This window comes from Natrinema amylolyticum (assembly GCF_020515625.1).
Taxonomy (GTDB): domain Archaea; phylum Halobacteriota; class Halobacteria; order Halobacteriales; family Natrialbaceae; genus Natrinema; species Natrinema amylolyticum.
Genome location: NZ_JAIWPJ010000001.1, coordinates 1 through 16,614 on the forward strand (window position 1 = coordinate 1; position 16,614 = coordinate 16,614).

Sequence of the window (16,614 nt, forward strand, 5' to 3'; positions counted from 1 at the left end):
ACGGAAGATAAGCTCGCCTGCGTTACGATCAGTACTGGAGTGGGCGACCCTCTGGGAAATTCGTTTCGCCGCCACCACTCATACTCGTTTCAACCCCGCACAGCATCGGCTGTGCGGGGTTTTCTGCGTATATCCCCCTTCGTCGGGGACCTTACCACCAAATATTTTTGGAGCGGCTCTTAACCAGTTGTCTCTGGAAGGCCAGAACATGGATACAGGGGTAGAAAATCTCGATCTCGATACTATTTATGAACTTCTCTCGGAATCCCGTCGTCGATACGTCTTGTACTATCTCCTAGACAGAGAACACGCAAACGTCGATAGATTGGCTCTTCAGATCGCTGCCGAAGAACAGGACAAAGCGATCAAGCGAGTCACGGACGGCGAAAAAGAGACAGTCTCGATATCACTGATGCATAATCACCTTCCCCGACTCGCCGATCACAAAGTCATCACGTACGATCAGCGGAGTGGTGATCTCGTTACTGGAGAGCAATTCGATACAATGCGTGCAACTATCAAGCGTGCAGGAAACATTGAGTCGGTTGATTCAATTGGGAGTAACCGGACCGAGTCTTTCCTCTATAGCGATCCAGTAACAGAATCGACGAACAACGAGGATTGATCGGCTCATTTCGCCGTTTTCTGGAGCGTCTAACGGCTATTCTCGAGGTCGCAATCGGTAACATAAATCCGATCACAGCTGCGCGCAGCGGTATCAGAATGGGATTCTGAAGCGACCAAGAGGGACGACCGGTGCGCCTCGAGAGAGAGCGCCTGATCGTTGTAATGCATGTGAAAATCCGTGTTCCTCGGCTCGAGCGCGGTGATCGACGGACGTGGCGCTCGCGAGCGTATCGTGTGAAAATGTCACCCGGAACACTAACGTCCAGCCTCATCCCGTGGCGGCGTGCCGCGTCGGCTGGCTAACCCTCGTGCCGGGCGGAGGAACTCGTGGGAGTTCCCCGGAGTGCTACTGTCGCGTGCCCGGGTTCGCCGTACTGTCATCGCACCCGAATGGGTATGCTCGGACGGGGACTAAAGGCACGCACTCCACCTAGGAACGGGACCCGTTTAACTCTTGCAGGCTCGTCCCGTCGTGCAGTCGACCGCGGTCAGGAAGAGGCACGGTAGTTCGACGACCGGATTCGAGTACCGATCGAACACTGCCGGTGATCACCCGGGTTCCGGTGCCGCGGTGACGTTGTCGTCGTCCGCGTTATCCTCGAGCCACTGGTCGTAGGTTTCGGGTTCGACGACGACGACTGCGGCGTCCATTCGCGAGTGGCCCGCACCGCAGAACTCGGCACAGACCGCGTTGTAGCGGCCCGGTTCGGAGACGATGGTTCGGGCGCGAGTGTAGTCGCCGGGGAAGGCGTCCTGTTTGACGCCTAAGTCGGGCACGAACAGCGAGTGAATGACGTCGTCACTGGTGACCCAGAACGTGACGTTTCGATCGGCCGGTATCACGATCTCGTTTTCGGTCGTGACGTTCGAGTCGGGATAGGTCGCCTGCCATTCCCACTGGTAGCCGCGGACGTAGACCTCCTCGTCGTCGGTTTCGGGGAGGTCCTCGAACGAGTCGAATCCCTCCTGACTGCGGTCGTCGTCCTCGAGTGCTTGCGACGGCGATACGTAGGGGTTGACGAGGACGCTGTAGCCGGAGAGTCCGACGAACAGTAGGATGATCGCCGTCGCGGCGGTCCAGGTGATCTCGAGGGCGGGATCCTCCGTGGTCGGTTGGGGGTCGTCGTTGTCGTGAAACTTCACGGCCGCATAGATCAGGATCACGAGGACGAACAGGGTCAGCGGGAGGGCGACGTAGAGCAGTTGATACTCGAGACCGTCGATGAGCTCGCGGTTTTCGGACTGTGCAGCGACTGTTCCGGTCAGGACGAGACAACTCGAGCACGCCGCGACGAGGAGGGAGACGATCGTGCGTCGACGACTACCCATTGGCGGGGATTCGACGACCGGCGTGATATACGGCCTTCACGGATCGGTGAACTGTCACGATCGGATACCGATCGTAGGCGACAGATAGAGGGAGAGGGGCCTATCGTAAGCGGCGACATTCACGAAACTACCAATCCATCTTTATTGGGGACGATGGTGAGTCCACCGCTATGCACGGTTACGAGCGGTACGGTCGATCAGCGGGAGGTGACGGGCAACGATGAACCGTGCGCTCGCGGAGGTGTCGCTGTTCGGTGTCGTCGTCGTTAGCTGTCTGCTGGTCGTCTGCTTCGCCCGGCGCTTCCGAGCGGAAGCGTCGCCGGACGGGGGTTACGCGACGGGTCGTCAGCGACGGTTCGGTCTCGGAGACGCGAAGGCGGCCGCCGTCCGCTGGACGACGACGACGAACCACCGTGAGATCGGGTTGCTATACATCGCGTTCGGGACCGTCGCGGCGATCTGGGGCGGGATCGACGCGATGATGATCCGGACCCATCTGTTGACGCCCGAGGCGAACATCTGGACCGAGCAGACGTACAACGAACTGTTTACGATGCACGGGCTGACGATGCTGATCTTCTTCGTCACGCCGGTGTTCTTCGGAATCGGGAACTACTTCCTGCCGTTGCTGATCGGGGCCGACGACATGGCGTTTCCGCGGCTCAACGCCATCGGGTTCTGGCTGCTGCCGCCCTCGCTCCTGCTCGCCCGGTTGGGGATCGTCGCCGAAGTGACGGGAGCGGTGCTCGCAGTCGTCGTTCCGACGGACTGGATCTCGGTTCTCTTGGCGTTTCAGGAGCCGGCGATCGGGTGGACGATGTACCCGCCCCTGTCGCTGGCACCGAATCCGCAGACGAACTTTCTCTTACTCGGACTTCACTTGAGTGGCATCGCTACCACGATCGGTGCGATCAACTTCATCACGACGATCATCTACGAGCGCGACGAGTCGATCGGCTGGGCGAACCTCGACATCTTCTCGTGGAACATGCTCATCACGAGCGCGATCATCGTCTTCGCATTCCCGCTGCTCGGGACCGCCCTGCTCATGTTGCTGTTCGATCGGAACTTCGGGACGACGTTCTTCGCGGTCGAGGGCGGCGGTCCCATCCTCTGGCAGCACCTCCTCTGGTTCTGGGGACACCCCGAGGTCTATATCATCTTCCTGCCGGCGACCGGGCTGATGAGCCTCATATTACCGAAATTCGTCGGCCGCAAGCTGTTCGGGTTCAAGTTCATCGTCTACTCGACGATCGCTATCGGCGTCCTCTCGTTCGGCGTCTGGGCCCACCACATGTTCGTGACAGGTATCGATCCGCGCGTTCGGGCGAGTTTCATGGCGACGTCGATCGCCATCGCCGTCCCCAGCGCGATCAAGGTGTTCAACTGGATCACGACTATGTGGAACGGTGACGTTAGGCTCGCAGCGCCGACGATCCTCTGTATCGGCTCGATCGGTCTGTTCATCGTCGGCGGCGTCACTGGCATCTTCCTCGCCGTCATCCCCGTCGACGTCATCTATCACGGGACCTACTACGTCGTCGGTCACTTCCATCTCATCCTCATGGGGATCATCCCGCTCATGATGTTCGCCGCCAGCTACTACTGGTACCCCATGCTCACCGGCCGGATGTACGACCGCCGGCTCGCGATCTTCCAGTCGTCGCTGCTGGTCATCGGTGCCGCGCTCACGTTCATGACCCTGATGGCGCTCGGTTTCCTCGAGCTCCCCCGTCGATACGCGACCTACCCGCCGGGATACTCGGGGCTGCAGGTCGTCGCGACCGTCGGCTCGTTCATCATCGGGCTCAGCGTCCTCATGTGGCTCTATAATATGATCTGGTCGTACTTTCAGGGGACGCCGATCGAGACCGCCGATCCCTGGGAACTCAAGGCGACCGAGCAGTTCACGCCCGAGTGGCAGTGGTTCGAGGACCGCCTCGAGCGCGAACGCGGAGTGCCGCCGAGCGAACCCGAGGAAGTTCGCCCGTCGTACGTGCCCGCACAGGGTGAGCGGCCGCTGTCGATCTACGGACGGATCAAGCCGGTCGCCCGAACCGTCGTGAACGACGCCGGTATCGGCGCGGCCGGCGGGTTCGTCGGGACGCTGCTGATGACGGGAGTCCTGCTCCTCGCGGTGGCACTCGGCGTGTTCGACCTCGAGTCGTTCGCGACCCTCGCGACGTTCGTCGGGTTACCGGCGAACCTCGCGCTCGGGTACGGACTCTTCGTCGTCGGTGGAATGACGGTTTGGCCGCTCCTGTTCCTGTCGCTGGGGGAGTATCTGCCGGGCGAGCTCACGCTCGTAACGGGGCTGTGGTACGCGACGGTCATCGCCTCGGGGTTCGCCCTCGCCTTTTACACTGGCCAGCCCGGGCTCGAGTTGGTCGCGTACCTGCTGTTCGTCCTGCTCGCACACTGGATCTACGGTCTGGGGCTCGCGGGAACGATCGCGTCTCTCGGTGGCCGTCGACGCCGTCCGTCGACCGGGGAGGGCGAGTAGCGATGGGAGCCGGTGACGATTCATCCCCCGACGCGACCAAGCCGCCCGCGACCGACGAGACGGGACCGATCGAACCGACGACGTCGTCCGAGTCACTGATGTTGACCTACGCCGCGCCCTTTCTGGGCGTCCTCCTGATCGCCGCCGGCCTCCCCCTCGCGATCGCCGGCGGCTACGTCGTCATTCAGGACGGAATCGGACTCTGTGGGAACCCCACTATTACGGCCGACCCGGTCACCGAGGGCGAGACCCCACCGGAGACCGTCGAGACGCTGCCGGCCGCCGAGCTCTCGTCGGCCGAACGAGCGGCCCTCGAGGAGGCGATCGACAGTCCGCTCCAGGAGGCGAAGGTCGACGGCGAGCAGGCGAACAGAGGGGCGCTGCTCGAGGGGGCGATCGTCGAGTACGAGGGCGACCGTTACTACGTCCAGATAACGTCCCAGAACTCCTGTCTCGAGGTCGCGCCGTTGCTGTTCCCGATCGGTGCGATCGCGATCCTCATGGGGGTCATCGGCGTCCTGACGCCGCCGATATACCGGAAGATGGCGGGATTCGAAGAGCGGATGCGGCGCGATCGGACGGACTGATCGATCGCTCGATGGCGGCGGCACGGACGGCCGACGACGGGTGCCCGAGTCCGCCGCTGAAAGGGAAACCCGACTGTGATCGAAAAGCGATCTCGAGCGGTGTCGATCGCGGGGCTGAACTGCGACGGGACGATTCGACGCGTCGGCCTTACTCGTTCGAGTCGGTGGTGTTTGACTCGTCGGTCGCGTTCGAGTCGGTCGTATCGCCCGAGTCGGCCGAATCGCTCGTCCTGTTGGGCGTATCGTTCGTCATCGGGCTGGGCTGGGGCGCGATGACTTCGCCGTCACCGGGCTGTTCAGGCGCGTAGGAGAACTGGCCCTTGCCGTCCGGTGACTCTCCCTGAGTCCACGGGTACTCGGGGTTCGGCTGTTCTTCGCGTCTCGTCGAGATGAACGTGTAGTTGAAGTCCTGGTTCTCCTGTTCTTGTGGGAAACTCGCGGGTACCGGAACCGGGTCGTCGAGGGTCTCGAGGGCCTGCAGCCACTGGTTCTGGTGCATCGTGTCCCGAGCGATGAGATAGGAGAGCATGTCCTTCATGCCGGGATCGTCGGTGTACTCCCAGAGCCGCGTCGCGAGGGTGCGACCGGTCGACTCGGCCATCACGTTCGCGTAGAGGTCGCCCGCGAGGTTGCCCGACGCGACGATATAATTGCCGGTGAACGGAGCGCCGTTACTGTCGACGGGCATGGCTGATTCCCCCGCCGAGAGGAACTGCCGCGGGTTCTGTCCGGTCATCGCCGCGGCCGTCGCCGCGGTCTCCTGGGCGTCCTCGCTCATCTGCTGGGACGATCCTCGGAGGTTCTTCGTGACGGCCGACGCGAGCATCTCGATGTGACCGAGTTCCTCGGCCGCGGTCTCCATCAGTAAGTTTCGATACTCCTCGTATCCCTCCGGCAGGGCCCACGCCTGAAACATGTACTGCAGAGCGACGCGCATCTCGCCTTCCTGTCCGCCGATCGCTTGCTGCAGGAGTTTCGCGAAGTGCGGGTCCGGTTCTTCGACGGTAACCTCGTACTGTAGCTCCGGTTCTTGGAAGAACATCCACTGTTCCCTGCCCACATCCAGTGGGATAAACCACTGTTACGACCGACAGTGACCCTTCTATTTACTGGTAATAGTTGGATATAAAACGTTCGTATCTGCCGGAAGACGCGCTGATACGTGTATGATCGGCATTCCAAAGGCTGCACGCCCGTCGCTGTGTCGTCATGGCAAACTATTATAATGACCTCGGTGGTCGGGGATCAGCACATGAGTGAGGAACCATGGTCGACGTCACGACGCGCGTTCGTTACGTACGGCGCGGTATCGACGGGAACGCTGTTAGGGGCCTCCGGAGCGAGCGCCGATTCGGGAGCGGCTTCGACTGAACCCGACGGCGAACCGGCCGATCACGGCGTGGTACGTCCCTATCAGTTCACCCCGGATAGCCGGTTCACCGTCGTCGAATCGGGCCTCGAGTGGCAGCCGGAGCGATTCGACGACAGCTATCAGACCAACGTGATCGCCTACGACCACGCGCCGTCGTATCGTGCGTTCCTCTTTACCGAGTCCGACGCGACTCTCGAGTCGGGCCAGTCGTTCGATTTCGGGGCCGTCCGGGGATCGCCCGGAACCGCCGGCCGACGATTCGTCACCGTCGGCCTCGAGTAATGTACCCGGGCGGGGGCCGAAACGCTATCACTGGCCGCGGACTGCGGTCGGCCGATCGGCCACCGGGGTTTTTCCTCGGTGACTGTGGTACGGATCAGTCCCAGAGGTGACTCTAGTGGGAAACAACGACGAGAAACAGCGAGCGGCGGCCGAGTGCGACGATTGCGGCGAGATCGGTATCGTCCAGATCTGGCCCGACGGCAACCTCCAGCCCCTCGGTCAGTCGAATTTCTGCGACTGTGAGTCACCGACGCTGGAGGTCCTCGCGACCGATCTCGACCACGACGAGATACCGTGACCGACTCACTCTGCGCGCTGTTCATCGACGACGGTCGCGATCGCCTGCGCGACCCGTTACACTGACGCGCCGACGTAGAGGACGACGACGAGGAAGAGCCAGACGACGTCGACGAAGTGCCAGTACAGCGAGACGGTCGCGACCGACGTATCGCGGTCCGGGCCGTAGTGACCGCGGAGCGCTCGCCAGCAGAGCACGGCGATGCCGCCGACGCCCAGCGCAACGTGGAGTCCGTGGAGTCCGGTCAGTCCGAAGAAGGCGGTCCCGAAGATACCGCTCGCGAGGGTGAATCCCTCGTGAGCGACGAATTCGTAGTACTCGTAGACCTGTCCGGCGAGGAAGACCAGGCCGAGCGCGAGCGTCGTTCCGAGTAGTCCGAGGAATCGTCTTCGGTTGTCGTGCTCGAGCGCCTCGTGTGCGTAGTGGAAGGTGACGCTGCTGGCGACCAGGATGGCGGTGTTGACGATCACGAGCGAGCCCAGCAGCGGCGGTAACTCCTCGGGCGGCCACGTCCCGATTCTGACGAAGAAGTAGTAGATAAACAGCGCGCCGAACGTCGAGACGTCGGTCGTGAGAAAGAGCAGCGTCGTCGAGACGTACGACTCGCGGGACTTGTGCGACCCCTGCCGATCTCGAGCGGGCGTCAGAAACGCCTGATCGACCCAGCCCGCGACGCCGGCCAGCAGAACGATCGTGCCGACGACGGCGAGACCGGCGCCGAGCAGCGGCGGGACGAGATCAGTCTCGTCACCGAGGATGAAGACCGCGACCCCGCCGTAGAGCCCGGCCGCTCCGGCGGCGGCGACGAGCGGCCAGCGACTGCGGTGCTCGTGCTCGTCGTGATCGCCGCGACCGCGGTGGTCGCCGTACTCCTCGGGTGCCTGCCCCTCGGGAACGCGGTGGCCGGAGCCGTCGGCTCGAGGGGCGTCCTCGTCGGGCGGATCGGTGCGTCCACCAGAGCCCATAGGGGCGCTTCCACGTCGACCCGGAAAAAGGATCACCGCGAACGAGCAGTTAGGCCGGCGTTACACCGGCGGTTCCCGACTGATACGCAGTTGTCGCCTCGCTCGGGCCCCTCGAGTATACCGCGGACGGAACGCGACGAGGTGCCGGCGCATCGGCCGACTCAGTAGAAGTAGTCGTCCTCCGAGAGCTGCACGTAGCCGCCGTCGCGATATTTGAACTTCTGGCGCTTGTACGTCGCCATGATCTTCGCCGCGCCGAGGCCGGCGGAGTACGTCTTGCTCACGAGGCCGTCGGTCAAGCCGTCGCCCTGCATGCCGGTGATGGTGTCGAACGCCCAGTCCCAGTCGTCGGGCCCGTAGTCGGCGACGATGTCCGCGAAGGCGACGTTGCGCAGGATCTCGTCGCCGATCGCGCGTTTCCAGACGTCGTTGTAGTTCGCGATGGAGTCCGTCGCGGCGAGTCGGCCGGCGATCTTGCCGGTGCGGACGGCGACGTGGTAGCCGCCCTCGTGGAAGGCGGAGGTGGTGCCCATCGCGCCACCGGCGACGGCGATGTTCGCGCCGACGGGCGACTCGATCGGTCGCGTAGAGGAGATCGGATAGGTTTCGGTTCCCTTCGACTTGCCGCGGTCCTCGACCCGCGGGATGTCCTCCTCGACGTCGTACTCGTCGCCGTACTCCTGCTCTAAGAGCCGCCTGATGTACTCCGCGCCCGAGGGGATCCGCTCGTCGTCGGGCCGTAGGAGCTTGTAGGAGCCGGGATCGTCGACGTCCGCGAGGTCCATCCCGATGGGCATCGTCAGCCCGACGCGGGCGACCGTGCCGTCGTTCGGGAAGACCCACGGATAGGCGGTCTCGCCGGGCATGTACCCCCACCAGAACTTGAGTCGATCCTCGAACTCCTCGAACAGTTCGGGCGGGAACTCTCGATACTCCTGATAGGCGATGTGGTTCGCCTCCGGCGGCGAGAGGTGATCGGAGACGCTCCGGCCGGGTGCCGTGAACTGATCGAGCGCCTCGAGCGTGATCCGTCGCTGCGGGCCGTCCGCGAGGACGACGTACTGGGCCTCGAGTTCCTCGCCGTTCGAGAGCGTCAGCGTGTGGGTCGGGCCCTTCTCACTCGCGGCCCGTAGGTCGGTCTCGAGGTCCGAGACGCCGGTCCCGACGCGCAAGTCAGCGCCCGCGTCGACCGCGCGTTCGTGGAGCCAGTCGTCCATGCGCGCGCGGTGGAAAGTATAACCGAACTTGGGGTAGCTGGCTTCCATCCCGGTCGAGGTCAACTTGACGTTGCTGTTCGGCCCGACGAACTCGGTCGCCTCGAGCTCCCGGTGGATGACCTCGTCGGGAATTTCCCGGTAGTCGAAGCCCATGATGTCGATCCAGTAGTCGAGCATTCCGGCGGCGTCGGTCGAATCCGGCCCCGGCCCCTCGCGGTCCTCTCGAGGCACCCCCTGCTCGAAGAGGACCGTCTCTGCGCCGTGAGCGGCGGCCCGTTCGGCCGCGGACGCACCAGCGGGCCCTCCGCCGACGATCGCGACGTCTACGCGTTCCATACGCCGTTTGGACTCAGTGAGTCGTTATAAAATCTGCGAGGTGGAGTTTCAGCTTCTCGTTCACGTCTCGTCGCGGATCGACCGATCTCCACGTGGTGGCGCGGCTGTGCCGCGCGAACTGCGGGGCCCGAACGACGTGACGGACTCGTGTCGTGAGCGGTGACCGCAGGGGACCGCGAACCGAAACGCGAATCAGGGTGCCGCGAGACGAACCCTTTTGATCGCACCGGCCGACGGCTGGGACATGAGCGACGACGCGCCGGACGTCCTCGTCCTGCGAAAGGGCACCCACGGGACGCCGATCGAACAGTACGCCGACGCGATCCGCGACCGGCTGCCGGACCACACCGTCGACCTCGCGCGAACGCCGGCCGAAGAGCGCGAGGCGATCGAAGACGCCCGCTTCGTCACCGGCATGACCCTCGAGGAGGACCTTCTCGAGGCCGCCGAATCGCTCGAGGTCTTCGCGTGTGCCTACGCGGGGACCGGCCACCTGCCCCTCGAGCGACTCGAGGAGCGGGGCGTCGCAGTGACGAACGCCTCGGGAGTCCACGGACCGAACATCGGCGAGCACGTACTGGGCGCGATTCTCCACTTCACCCGGCGGTTCCACGTCGGCGAACGCCGCCAACGCCGCCGCGAGTGGCGTCACTACCAGGCCACCGAACTGCAGGGATCGACGGTCACCGTCGTCGGTCTCGGTGCGATCGGGCGATCGATCTGTGACCGACTCGAGCCCTTCGGCGTCGACACGATCGGCGTGCGCTACACCCCCGAGAAGGGCGGCCCGACGGACGAGGTGATCGGCTTCGAGGACGCCGAATTCGACGACGCGCTCGCGCGGACGGACTATCTCGTCCTCGCCTGTCCGCTCACGGAGACGACGCGCGACCTGATCGACCAGAGTGCGTTCGTCACGATGGATCCCGAGTCAGTGCTGGTCAACATCGCCCGCGGCCCGGTCGTCGACACCGACGCGCTCGTCGAGGCGCTGCGCTCGAACTGGATCCGCGGCGCGTCGCTGGACGTCACCGACCCCGAACCGCTGCCCGAAGAGCATCCGCTGTGGACCCTCGAGAACGTCCAGATCACGCCCCACAACGCGGGCCACACGCCGAAGTACTACGACCGACTGGCCGACATCGTCGCCGAAAACCGCCGCCGGTTCGACGACTCGGGGTCCGATGCCGACCTCGAGAATCAGGTACTCCCCTGACTGAGGACCGTTCGATCACGCTCGAACTCGGACGATCGCCGCTCGAGTCGTCCGACCTACTTTTTTGACCCCCTGCGACGAATCACGAGTATGAATCTCTCAGTAACTGCCGAAACCGCTCGAGCGGGCGACGCGGGAGGTGTCCCGTGCCGCTGACGTTCGACGGGACGATTCTCGTCCCCGCAGCCGATCCCGACGACGGAGAGCGGACCGCGGCGGCGCTCGCACCGTATCTCTCCCCCTCGAGTCGCGTGATCGTCGTCAACGTGATCGAGAAAGCGGGGGGTGCGCCCGACAAGGCCTCCGTCGAACAGCGCGAGGAGTACGCGCGGGAAATCTTCGAGCGCGCCCGCGGGCCGCTGGAGGAGCGAGCGAGATCGGTCGAGACGGCGATCCTCTTCGGGACCGACGTGGTCGAGACGATCTTCGAGGCGGCAGTGGAGCGCGACGTCGACGCCGTCGTCTTCGAGCCCCGCGACGGGAACCGGTTCGTGGAACTGCTGACCGGCGACGTGGCTCGACGGTTAGTGAAGGAAGCCTCGGTACCGGTGGTCGCGTTGCCGCGAACCGACGATTAATCGCGTACTGAGACGGCGCTCGCTCGTCATCACCCGTTCGTTTCCGACGGGCGGGTCTCGGCTCGCTCGTTCGAAAAACGGCTACTCTCGGTCCTCGAGCAGCACCTGCCCCGTCTGATCGACCGTGACTCGATAGTCGGCGTACTCGAACGTGACGGACCCGACGGACCGCTCCGTCTGCCCCGTCGACTGGAACAGTGAATCCAGTGCGGTCGGATCGACCGCGTCGTAGAGCGGTCCGAACTCGTCTGCGATTTCGAGCACGTCCATCCCCGATTCCGACGCAATCGCGGCGATGACCGTTTCGCTGAGGGGCGTGTCGGGTTCGAACTGATACGTCGCGGTTCCGTCCTGCAGGCGTGACTCGCCGGTCGAAGGCTCAGTTTCCATACTCGGTGTACCGGTCCAATGCGGGAAGTGACTACGATTGAATGGTCAACCCATTAAGAGGGGGTCCGTTCCCCCATCGTATTCCGGAGCAGATTGGCCTGCCCCCGCCGAAGCCGCGCGGACAGGGCCTGGTCCGAGATATCGAGTTTCGCGGCGACCGCCGATAGCGTCGTCCCTCGCGGCACGTCGAAGTAGCCCTCCTCGAGGGCGATCTGGAGCGCTTCTCGCTGTCTGGCAGTGATTCCGTATCGATCCTCGGTCTCCGACGGGTCCGATTCCCGAAAGATGCGCTGAATCCGAAACGGGATATCCTTCTCGCGACAGACGTCGCGATACGCGAACAGCGCCGCTCGCGTCGGGACGCGAGCGCGGATCTTCGTGTCCTTCGTGACGGTGATCTCGTGGTAGCCGATGTCGTACTCCGCCGCCGTGGGATAGGTCAGGTGCGCCTCTCCCCGCTCCGATAGCGTGACGCTGTAGAGGTGACGATCGTCCTGCTCCTCGAGCAACGAGAACGTCTGTACGGTGTCGTCGTCGGTCAGTGCCGTCTCGACGCTCTCGAGTTCGTCGCCATAGACCCAGCAGATGAGTTTCGTCTCCCCCGTTTTGGACTGATAGATCTCTTCGACGTCGATCCTCGAGACCGCCTCGACCGTCCGCCGGAGGATCGGCGTCGCGATTTCGAACTCGACGATCAGGACCATGGCGGGCTCACTCTCTCGACTACGTGACGCTGGTTGTTATAGTATAGCAATACCCGAGAGCGGGTTGCTGTGAGAGCTGCGATTCGACGCCGAAAATAGCGCGATCGACCGCGGGACGCGACTCGCGCGTTCAGATGTAGCCGTTCTCGAGCAGCAGTTCGCCGTTGAGCACGCTCGCGCCGGCGGCGCCGCGGATCGTGTTGTGGGCCAGACAGTTGTACTGCAGCCCGAACGGGGACTCCTGAAGGCCGCCGGCGGCGATGGCCATTCCGTCGCCGAGCGTGCGGTCCATCCGCGGCTGCGGTCGGTCGGGCTCCTCGAAGACGTGGATAAGCGGGTCCGGCGAGGAGCGCAGGTCCAGCGATGGGTAGTCGCGCATGGCCTCGGCGGCCGCGTCGGTGGTCAGTTCCTCCTCGGTCTCGACCCAGACGTTCTCGAGGTGGCCGTCGATGGTCGGGATGCGGTTACAGGAGGCCGCGACGTCCATGCCGTTGTGGGTGAGTTCGGCCCCGTCGAACTGCCCGAGCAGCTTGCGAGACTCGGTCTCGAGTTTGTCCTCTTCGCCGCCGATGTAGGGGATGGCGTTGTCGATGATCTCCATCGAACTGACGCCGTCGTAGCCCGCGCCGGAGACGGCCTGCAGGGTCGAGACGTGAACCTTCTCTAAGCCGAAGTCGGTCAGGGCCGCGAGCGTGGGAACGAAGGTAATCGTCGAGCAGTTGGGGTTCTTGACCATCGCGCCGTCCCAGCCGCGCTCGTCGCGCTGGACCTCGAGCAGGTCGAGGTGTTCGGCGTTGACCTCCGGAATCACGAGGGGGATGTCGTCGTCCATGCGGCCGTTCGAGGAGTTCGAGGAGACGACGTAGCCCGCCTCGCAGAAGCCGGGCTCGACCGCCGCGCCGACGCTCGAGGGGAGCGACGAGAAGATCAGATCGACGTCGTTCGGAACCTCGTCGGGATCGGTCGCCGTGACAGTCGTGTCGGCGACGTCGTCCGGGATGGGGCTGTCGACGCGCCACTTGGCGGCCTGTCGATACGTCTTGCCGGCGCTCGCGTCGCTCGCGGTGAGCGATGCGATCTCGAAATCCGGATGGGGATCGAGTAGCTGAATCAGTCGCTGTCCAACAGCACCGGTCGCACCGAGTACGCCTACTCGTACTGCCATTTTCCGCCACTCCGAGTTGTGTCCGCAAAACCGTTTGGGTTTACGGTAGCGACTGTCAATCGACGAAGCTGCTCGGCCAGCGTCGGGTGTTGCGGCATGACCCGACGGCCGTCCGTCGCGACGCGCTGTGACCGGATAGAAGATGTTAAGAAACGGGAGCGCCAGCTATCGACCGATGCATTATCGACAGGATCGACTCGAGGCCGCCGGTGTGAGGTGGTCCCGATGACGAGTTCGACCGCGAACACCAGCGACCGAGGGCTGTTCGATACCCGGTTCAGTATCGGCGCGGCGGCCGTCGCGGCCATCGCGACGCTGTTGGGCGTCGTCTTCGGCTGGACGGGCTACAACGACGGGGCACTCCCGGTAATCGGCCTGGATCTGAACATCCTGACCGGCGTCATCGGGCTCCTGTTCGGGCTCGGGATCGCACTCGTCGCGGTCGTCGCTGCGATCTACATGGAACCCGGTCTCGACCAGTAGCGCCGACTATCGAGTCGAACTGTTCTCTCCGCTCACCCGCGAAACAGAACTCTCACTCGCGACCGGCGGCTCTCGAGAAATTCGACCGATCGCCGCCGCTCTCTCGTGGCGGGTATGACTCGCTCGAGGTGAAAATATCGACTTACGCGGGAACTTCTGCGCCCTTCTTTCGCGTCACGTAGCCCGCGATACGGTTGCGGACGCCCTTGGACTCGACGTTCGTGAGCTTCGTGACACTCTCTTTGTTCTGCTCGAAATCGGTCGTGAACGCCTCCGGGTACCGCTCCAGGAGGAGTTTGCCGGTCTTCTTGACGTAGGCCGGTTTGATTGCCATGTAGAGTGGTTCCGTCTAGAGGCTCTTAATCCCTTTCTCTTCGGCGCTCCGGGACACCGATTCGGCGTCCCGTCGGTCTCGTCGCTCGCGGACCGATTACCACGTCGAGTGCTCGCGGACGCGCTCGAGCGCCTCGCGCTCGCGGGGCCCGCCGGCGCGGTCGACGACCGAGGCACAGTATGCGAGCCGGTCCCGAAGCTCGCTCTCGTCGTAGTCGGCAACCTCGAGTCGCGAGGCGGCGACGGTCGCCTCGACGACGGCCCCGAACCCGCGGTCGATCGTCGGGACGGTTTCCCGCTCGATCGCCGACTCGACGGGACGGAGTGTCCATTCTTCCCAGTCGGTGTCGCCCTCACGACCGCTCTCGATCCGTTCGACGGCGACGCGCGCCCAGGCGTTCGCGGACGCGAGAACCGGCTCGTCGCGCTCGGTAATCGTGAGGGCGGCCTCGGCGAAGTCGACCGGGTCGTCGACGAACTGAACGTAGCCTTCGCCCTGTCGATGGAGGTTCCGGCGAGTGCGGGTGTTCCCCCACGTCCGTGCAGTGACGGGATCGCCCGCGTGGAGGCCGAGCGCGGCGGCGTTCCACAGCCCGTTCGGTCCCAGCGTGGTCACGACCGACTCGGTGACGCCCGAGAGCGCGACGGGCCACTCCGCGGCGTCCGCTCCGCCGGCCTCACCGCCGGTCGCTGCGTCGTCCGTGGCGTCTCGCTCGTCGCTCATAGCACGACCGCCTCGTGCTCGAGCGCGATGAACAGCCCAGCCGCGGTCAGATCGGCCGTCGTTCCGGGGTTGATCCCGCGATCGACGAGTCCGTCGGCGAAGGACTCGACGGCCTCGGGGTCCGTCTCGAGGGCGTTCGCCTCGAGCAGTTCCGCGGCGCGGTCGGTCACCTCTCGGGCGGTCGCCTCGTCGTGACGCGTCGCGACGAGCGTGTCCGGTCGGTCGGCGAGCAGCGAGAGGAAGACCGCCGCGGTCCGCGCCGAGAGCGGGCCGTCGGCCGCGGCGAGCCGTTCGGCCGCCGCGAACGAGCGGTCGAACCCGCGGACCCACTCGCGAGCGACGTCGTCGCCGGGAACGCTTCGGTCCATGATGTCGAATAGCGTCAGCCCGCGCTCTTCGACGGCCGGGACCGCGTCCGCGCCGCGGCGCACGTCGAGGGCCGCCATGTCGTCGGGCGGGTCGGCGACGCCGACGTCGACGTGTTCGAACGCGCGGTAGAACGATGCCGCGTCGCCGACGGTCGTCTCACGGACGACGGATTCGACGACGGGCTGTGAGAGATCCTCGCGAGCGGCCCGTACCAGCGGAACGAGCAACAGGAGCGACCCGAACTGCGTGTTCCCGCCCTCCTGAGCGGCCATCCCCTCGACGGCCCGCTCGAACGCCGGTCCGACCGCCGCGCCGTCGGCCGCGAGTTCGAGCCCCTCGCGGGCACCCACCGCTCCGGCCATGAAGTGTTCGAACCGCAAATCCGCGAGATCCCGGTGGCGGTCGACGTTCCCGGGCTTGGGGGTCGCCGCGACCTCGAGGAGCAGCGCCAGTTGTGCGTTCCCTGCCGACGATCGCATACGTGTCGTTGCGCACCCGGACGGCTTAGGGGTGAGGGTTCTCGCCCTCCGTCGCGGCCGGCAAACGAGGTCGCCGTTCAGTTGATTTAAGTCTCGAAACGAGAACCATCGACCATGGGCTACGATACCGTTGCCAAGACCGATCCGGACTCAGTCATCGACGAGGAGTGGGGCGGCATGTGGTTCCTCAAGGACGAACTCGGGACCGAGGAGCTGGGTATCTCGGTCCTCGAACTCGAGCCCGAGGGGAAGGGAATGGAACACGACGAAAGCGACTCCGGCCAGGAGGAGGTCTATTACGTCGTCGAGGGAACGATCGACGTCGAACTGGCCGACGCCGACGAGACCGTGACGCTCGAGACGGACGAGGCGATCCGGCTGGACGCCGAGGAGACCCGTCAGATCCACAACCGCGGCGACGAACGCGCGAAGCTCGTGTTAGTCGGCGCGCCGCTGTAATCGTCGGACGGAGTCGTCGCCGTTTTCAAAGCGGTGTTCTCACGGCCGTTCGACCGAGAGACGTCTCCACAGTCCGTTCTGAGAGTGGCTCGACCGCGGAGGGGGCGTCCTGCTATCGTAGCGGCAGGGAGTTGCCACGACTCCCCGGCTGATTGCGGTCCGGGTCGATCGATACCGGTGCTGAACAGGGAGTTCGGT

The 16,614-nt window shown here is 64.5% G+C and carries 19 protein-coding genes; 9 read left to right on the forward strand and 10 right to left on the reverse strand.

Annotated elements, in window-relative coordinates; genetic code table 11:
• Window positions 1-625: DUF7344 domain-containing protein (locus LDH66_RS00005; RefSeq protein WP_226479034.1), on the forward strand; the 625-nt coding region annotated here is incomplete at its 5' end.
• A gap of 551 nt (window positions 626-1,176) precedes the next feature.
• Here the strand turns inward: LDH66_RS00005 and coxB are convergent.
• A complete protein-coding gene (gene coxB / locus LDH66_RS00010; RefSeq protein ID WP_226479035.1) occupies window positions 1,177-1,956 on the reverse strand; it encodes a cytochrome c oxidase subunit II in 780 nt (259 codons plus the stop codon).
• Between the two features lie 220 nt (window positions 1,957-2,176).
• Here coxB and LDH66_RS00015 point away from each other — a divergent pair, with 220 nt between their 5' ends.
• Complete coding sequence (locus LDH66_RS00015) at window positions 2,177-4,459, forward strand: DUF6789 family protein (RefSeq protein WP_226479036.1); 2,283 nt, start codon at window positions 2,177-2,179, stop codon at window positions 4,457-4,459.
• 2 nt (window positions 4,460-4,461) lie between these two features.
• Window positions 4,462-5,046, forward strand: coding sequence for a DUF7979 domain-containing protein (locus tag LDH66_RS00020; protein ID WP_226479037.1), 585 nt, complete (start codon window positions 4,462-4,464; stop codon window positions 5,044-5,046).
• 148 nt (window positions 5,047-5,194) lie between these two features.
• Here the strand turns inward: LDH66_RS00020 and LDH66_RS00025 are convergent, their stop codons facing one another.
• Window positions 5,195-6,088, reverse strand: coding sequence for a manganese catalase (locus LDH66_RS00025; protein WP_226479038.1), 894 nt, complete (start codon window positions 6,086-6,088; stop codon window positions 5,195-5,197).
• Between the two features lie 210 nt (window positions 6,089-6,298).
• Here LDH66_RS00025 and LDH66_RS00030 point away from each other — a divergent pair, with 210 nt between their 5' ends.
• Complete coding sequence (locus LDH66_RS00030) at window positions 6,299-6,700, forward strand: hypothetical protein (RefSeq protein WP_226479039.1); 402 nt, start codon at window positions 6,299-6,301, stop codon at window positions 6,698-6,700.
• A gap of 106 nt (window positions 6,701-6,806) precedes the next feature.
• On the forward strand, window positions 6,807-6,998 hold the full coding sequence (locus LDH66_RS00035; protein ID WP_425492875.1) for a hypothetical protein: 192 nt from the start codon (window positions 6,807-6,809) through the stop codon (window positions 6,996-6,998).
• Between the two features lie 56 nt (window positions 6,999-7,054).
• Here LDH66_RS00035 and LDH66_RS00040 read toward each other — a convergent pair whose 3' ends face one another.
• Window positions 7,055-7,963, reverse strand: coding sequence for a cytochrome c oxidase subunit 3 (locus LDH66_RS00040; RefSeq protein ID WP_226479041.1), 909 nt, complete (start codon window positions 7,961-7,963; stop codon window positions 7,055-7,057).
• Between the two features lie 161 nt (window positions 7,964-8,124).
• Window positions 8,125-9,516, reverse strand: coding sequence for an NAD(P)/FAD-dependent oxidoreductase (locus LDH66_RS00045; protein WP_226479042.1), 1,392 nt, complete (start codon window positions 9,514-9,516; stop codon window positions 8,125-8,127).
• 244 nt (window positions 9,517-9,760) lie between these two features.
• On the opposite strand from LDH66_RS00045, the gene LDH66_RS00050 reads away from it, so the two are divergent.
• Window positions 9,761-10,732 carry a D-2-hydroxyacid dehydrogenase gene (locus tag LDH66_RS00050; RefSeq protein ID WP_226479043.1) on the forward strand — a complete coding sequence of 324 codons (972 nt, stop codon included), beginning with the start codon at window positions 9,761-9,763 and terminating at the stop codon, window positions 10,730-10,732.
• 146 nt (window positions 10,733-10,878) lie between these two features.
• Window positions 10,879-11,310 (forward strand): universal stress protein, encoded by a 432-nt coding sequence (locus LDH66_RS00055; protein WP_226479044.1) that lies wholly within the window; start codon window positions 10,879-10,881, stop codon window positions 11,308-11,310.
• Window positions 11,311-11,391: 81 nt separating this feature from the next.
• Here LDH66_RS00055 and LDH66_RS00060 read toward each other — a convergent pair whose 3' ends face one another.
• From LDH66_RS00060 to asd, 3 genes are all read right to left on the reverse strand, one after another.
• Window positions 11,392-11,700, reverse strand: coding sequence for a HalOD1 output domain-containing protein (locus LDH66_RS00060; RefSeq protein ID WP_226479045.1), 309 nt, complete (start codon window positions 11,698-11,700; stop codon window positions 11,392-11,394).
• A gap of 53 nt (window positions 11,701-11,753) precedes the next feature.
• Window positions 11,754-12,404, reverse strand: a complete 651-nt coding sequence (locus tag LDH66_RS00065; RefSeq protein ID WP_226479046.1) for a helix-turn-helix domain-containing protein — start codon at window positions 12,402-12,404, stop codon at window positions 11,754-11,756.
• A gap of 130 nt (window positions 12,405-12,534) precedes the next feature.
• Window positions 12,535-13,569, reverse strand: a complete 1,035-nt coding sequence (gene asd / locus LDH66_RS00070) for an aspartate-semialdehyde dehydrogenase (RefSeq protein ID WP_226479047.1) — start codon at window positions 13,567-13,569, stop codon at window positions 12,535-12,537.
• 216 nt (window positions 13,570-13,785) lie between these two features.
• Here asd and LDH66_RS00075 point away from each other — a divergent pair, with 216 nt between their 5' ends.
• Window positions 13,786-14,052 carry a hypothetical protein gene (locus LDH66_RS00075; RefSeq protein WP_226479048.1) on the forward strand — a complete coding sequence of 89 codons (267 nt, stop codon included), beginning with the start codon at window positions 13,786-13,788 and terminating at the stop codon, window positions 14,050-14,052.
• Between the two features lie 142 nt (window positions 14,053-14,194).
• Here LDH66_RS00075 and LDH66_RS00080 read toward each other — a convergent pair whose 3' ends face one another.
• From LDH66_RS00080 to LDH66_RS00090, 3 genes are all read right to left on the reverse strand, one after another.
• Entirely contained in the window at window positions 14,195-14,386 is a 192-nt protein-coding gene (locus tag LDH66_RS00080) for a 30S ribosomal protein S17e (RefSeq protein WP_222918965.1), read from the reverse strand.
• Between the two features lie 96 nt (window positions 14,387-14,482).
• Complete coding sequence (locus LDH66_RS00085) at window positions 14,483-15,109, reverse strand: DUF447 domain-containing protein (RefSeq protein WP_226479049.1); 627 nt, start codon at window positions 15,107-15,109, stop codon at window positions 14,483-14,485.
• The gene (locus tag LDH66_RS00090) at window positions 15,106-15,957 is read right to left on the reverse strand and encodes a triphosphoribosyl-dephospho-CoA synthase (protein WP_226479050.1); all 852 of its coding nucleotides are present in this window, start codon (window positions 15,955-15,957) and stop codon (window positions 15,106-15,108) included. The genes LDH66_RS00085 and LDH66_RS00090 overlap by 4 nt, the downstream gene beginning before the upstream one ends.
• A gap of 114 nt (window positions 15,958-16,071) precedes the next feature.
• Between LDH66_RS00090 and LDH66_RS00095 the strand changes: the two genes are divergently transcribed.
• On the forward strand, window positions 16,072-16,416 hold the full coding sequence (locus tag LDH66_RS00095) for a cupin domain-containing protein (RefSeq protein ID WP_226479051.1): 345 nt from the start codon (window positions 16,072-16,074) through the stop codon (window positions 16,414-16,416).
• The last annotated feature ends 198 nt before the right edge of the window (window positions 16,417-16,614 follow it).